Annotated in this window: 4 protein-coding genes; all 4 read right to left on the minus strand. The window is 50.4% G+C overall.

From position 1 onward, the window contains the following. A partial coding sequence (locus tag RH89_RS13330; protein ID WP_004402668.1) for a DUF3581 family protein occupies positions 1 to 466 on the minus strand: 466 nt, incomplete at its 3' end. Positions 467 to 612: 146 nt separating this feature from the next. After that, entirely contained in the window at positions 613 to 2,145 is a 1,533-nt protein-coding gene (gene hutH, locus RH89_RS13335) for a histidine ammonia-lyase (protein ID WP_004402669.1), read from the minus strand. A gap of 14 nt (positions 2,146 to 2,159) precedes the next feature. Next, complete coding sequence (gene hutU, locus RH89_RS13340; RefSeq protein ID WP_004402671.1) at positions 2,160 to 3,839, minus strand: urocanate hydratase; 1,680 nt, start codon at positions 3,837 to 3,839, stop codon at positions 2,160 to 2,162. 22 nt (positions 3,840 to 3,861) lie between these two features. Beyond that, positions 3,862 to 4,115 (minus strand): arginase family protein (locus RH89_RS13345; protein ID WP_004402672.1); only part of this gene is annotated, 254 nt, incomplete at its 5' end.

Consider the following 4,115-nt stretch of genomic DNA (forward strand, 5'->3'; position numbering starts at 1 on the left):
TGCTCTCGTACATGACCAACGGACGCTGACAGTTGATCATCATCTGTTTGTCTTCCATCAGAGGAACCATGATGTGAGGGAAGTTCATGCCTGAGAATTGCACATAAGACTTGGTCAGGTGTTCAATGAACTTAGCGTCTTTCGACACTTCACCTTCATGATGCATGTGCAAATATTCTTTGCCATTCGCATCCACAAGCGCACTTTCTGTTTCACCTTTTTCCGCTACTGATAAGGCAATCCCTTCCGACACCATTCCAGAGAAGTCAAAACGCATTTTCTGGCTTACGCCCTCTTGATTGAGAAGTACCGCGAACAATAGGTCGCCAGGTACGCAGAAACGCTTGTTATCTTCATCGTGGATTGGGTTGTAGTCGCCCGCAACTTTCTTAGCAAAGTGGCTTGCTTGCTGGCGAGTGAACTGGAATTGGTTGTCTTCGATTGAAAAGTAAGGAGTCAGGAACATAATTCACGGTTAATTACAAAAACTGCGGCGATTATATCCGACATTTATGGGTAAATGGTCTATCCAGTGAAAAATAACCTCCCTGAAGGGAGGTTAGCGTTAATTAATGTGCGCAAAGGCACTTTATGTTGCTGCAAAATCTGCTGCTAAACAGAACAAAGTGTTTTTTCCGGTACCAGATGGTTATGGACAGCAAGTTTCAGCAAGGCATTCGCTTCTTCAATGTCTGGTGCGAAGTAGCGGTCCTTATCGTAAAACGAGACTTTTTCACGAAGAATGTGCTTTGCTTCTTCTACTCGCGGTGACGATTTAAGTGGTGCTCGGAAGTCCAGTCCCTGCGCTGCTGAAAGGTATTCGACAGCCAGAATACCACGAGTGTTTTCCGCCATGTCGCGAAGACGGCGACCCGCAAATGTCGCCATAGAAACGTGGTCTTCCTGATTCGCAGACGTTGGCAAGCTGTCCACGGACGCAGGATGAGCGAGAGTTTTGTTTTCACTCGCCAAGGCAGCAGAAGTCACCTGAGCAATCATAAAGCCGGAGTTTACACCGCCGTTGTCCACCAGGAACGGAGGAAGCTTACTCAGTGCGCTGTCGATAAGCAGTGCCATTCGACGCTCAGACAAGCTGCCAATTTCAGCAATCGCCAGAGCAAGATTATCCGCAGCCATAGCAACCGGTTCTGCATGGAAGTTACCGCCAGAGATGATGTCACCGTCTTCAGCAAAGACCAGCGGGTTATCGGAAACCGAGTTAGCTTCCACTTGCAGAATGTCGGCGGCATTTCGAATCTGCTGCAAACACGCACCCATTACCTGTGGCTGACAACGCAGTGAGTATGGGTCTTGTACTTTTTCACAGTCGGTGTGCGATTCTCCGATCTCGCTGGAGCCATCTAGCAGAAAGCGATACGCTTCCGCTGCGTCCATCTGACCACGATGACCACGAACGCGATGAATGCGTGGGTCGAATGGTCGGCGACTGCCTAATGCTGCTTCTACCGACATGGCACCACAAACAGTAGCAGAGGCGAATAGGTCTTCTGCTGCAAACAGCCCTTCTAAAGCAAATGCTGTGGAAGCCTGAGTACCATTCAGTAATGCCAAGCCTTCTTTTGGTGCCAATGTGATGGGTTCTAACCCGGCAATTTTCAGCGCTTCGATACCAGAGATGATCTTACCGTTGTGGCGTGCCTGACCTTCACCCAGCAGTACTGTGCTCATGTGAGCAAGTGGGGCTAAGTCGCCTGAGGCACCCACTGAACCTTTCTGCGGCACACATGGGTAAACCTGAGAGTTCACTAACTTAATCAGTGCTTCAATCACTTCAAGGCGAATGCCCGAGTACCCGCGCGCCAGACTGTTGATTTTTAATACCATCATCAGACGGACGGTTTCATCGTGCATAAACTCGCCAATACCAGCGGCGTGAGAAAGAACGATACTTTTCTGTAACACTTCCAGATCTTCTGGTGCAATACGAGTATTGGCAAGCAGACCAAATCCGGTGTTGATACCATACACCACGCGATCTTCTGCAATAACCTGATTCACCACTTCTGTGCTGGCTTCAATGTCTGGAATGGCTTCTGGGTCAAGTGACAGGTTAACCGGAGCGCGGCTGACCTGGCGTAGGTGGTGCAGGCTGATATGTCCTGGATTCAGCGTTAGATTGATCATGTTTCCCTCACTCATTACAGACGGCTTAGTTCTTCGTTTAGCATTGGCAGATCCAATTTCTGCTCTTTTGCACAGGTTTTGGCAATGTCGTAGCCCGCATCGGCGTGACGCATCACCCCCGTAGCCGGGTCATTATGAAGCACTCGTGCAATGCGCTCAGAAGCGTCATCGGATCCGTCACAGCAAATGACCATACCTGAATGTTGAGAGAAGCCCATGCCTACGCCACCACCGTGGTGCAGAGATACCCATGTCGCGCCGCCCGCAGTATTCAATAAAGCATTTAGAAGCGGCCAGTCGGATACGGCATCAGAGCCATCCATCATACCTTCGGTTTCACGGTTAGGGCTGGCAACTGAACCGGAATCTAAGTGGTCACGACCAATCACAACCGGCGCTTTCAGTTCGCCATTTTTCACCATTTCGTTGAAAGCTTGACCCAAACGCTCACGGTCTTTTAGGCCAACCCAGCAAATACGTGCAGGTAAACCCTGGAAGTGAATACGCTCGCGAGCCATGTCCAGCCAGTTATGCAAGTGTGGGTTATCTGGAATGAGTTCTTTCACTTTCTGATCAGTTTTGTAGATGTCTTCCGGGTCACCGGATAGTGCTGCCCAGCGGAAAGGACCAATTCCCTCACAGAACAATGGACGGATATAAGCCGGAACAAAACCTGGGAAGTCGAAGGCATTCTCAACCCCTTCTTCCAGTGCCATCTGACGAATGTTGTTACCATAATCCAGTGTCGCTGCACCACGAGTTTGCAGCTCTAACATGGCCTTCACCTGAACCGCCATGGATTCTTTTGCCGCTTTGACAACGCCAGCTTCGTCTTCGGTGCGGCGAGTTTTTGCTTCCTCCATCGACCAGCCTTGAGGCAGGTAACCATTCAATGGATCGTGTGCAGAAGTCTGGTCTGTCACTACATCCGGAGTGATGCCGCGCTTAACCAGTTCTGGGAACACATCGGCTGCGTTGCCAAGTAAACCAACAGAAACAGGGGTGTCTGAGTCCTGAATAATTTGTAGCGCTTCATCCAGATTGGTGGCTTTTTTGTCGACGTAACCGGTACGCAGACGGTAGTCGATTCGAGTTTCATCACACTCTACGGCTAGCATTGAGAAGCCAGCCATGGTTGCCGCGAGAGGCTGAGCACCGCCCATGCCGCCAAGACCACCAGTCAGAATCCAACGACCTTTTGCTTCACCATCAAAGTGCTTTTTCGCCACAGCGACGAAAGTTTCGTAAGTACCCTGGACAATGCCTTGAGAGCCGATGTAGATCCAAGATCCTGCTGTCATCTGCCCGTACATCATCAAGCCCTCTTTATCGAGCTCGTTGAAGTGCTCCCAGTTTGCCCAGTGAGGAACAAGGTTTGAGTTAGCAATCAGGACGCGAGGTGCGTTTTTGTGCGTTGGGAACACGCCTACAGGTTTGCCCGATTGCACTAGCAGGGTTTGATCGTCTTCCAGTCTTTCCAGTACTTCGACGATTTTATCGTAGCATTCCCAGTTGCGTGCAGCGCGACCAATGCCACCGTACACAACCAGCGAATGAGGGTGTTCAGCTACATCCGGGTCCAGATTGTTCATCAGCATACGCAGTGGCGCTTCTGTCAGCCAGGATTTGGCACGAAGCTCTGTGCCGTGTGGTGCACGAATAGTGCGAGTGGTATCGAGTCTTGGATCCGTCATCGGATACTCCTTGTGAATTCAGTTATTGGGCAGATGACGCAGATCGAGACATAGCGTTTGCTATATCCCAACAAAGCCGGGCTGCGAGCCTCGCGGTTTGACCGTCGATGTCGAAGTTCGGGTTGTACTCTGCAATGTCTGCAATTTTGAGTTTGTTGTAGTTATTCAGAATTAAGGCGAAGTAAGGCGAGAAGGTATCAAGGCTTACTCCTTTTGCTGCGGGCGCGCTGACGCCAGGTGCCGTCGCAGCGGGAAATACATCCAGATCGATGGTCA

It is taken from the genome of Vibrio nigripulchritudo ATCC 27043 (assembly GCF_000222685.1).
GTDB classification, from domain to species: Bacteria; Pseudomonadota; Gammaproteobacteria; order Enterobacterales; family Vibrionaceae; genus Vibrio; species Vibrio nigripulchritudo.

Coding starts and splice junctions, on each gene's coding strand:
- hutH (WP_004402669.1), bottom strand. CDS start 2,145: ATGATCAATCTAACGCTGAATCCAGGACATATCAGCCTGCACCACCTA.
- hutU (WP_004402671.1), bottom strand. CDS start 3,839: ATGACGGATCCAAGACTCGATACCACTCGCACTATTCGTGCACCACAC.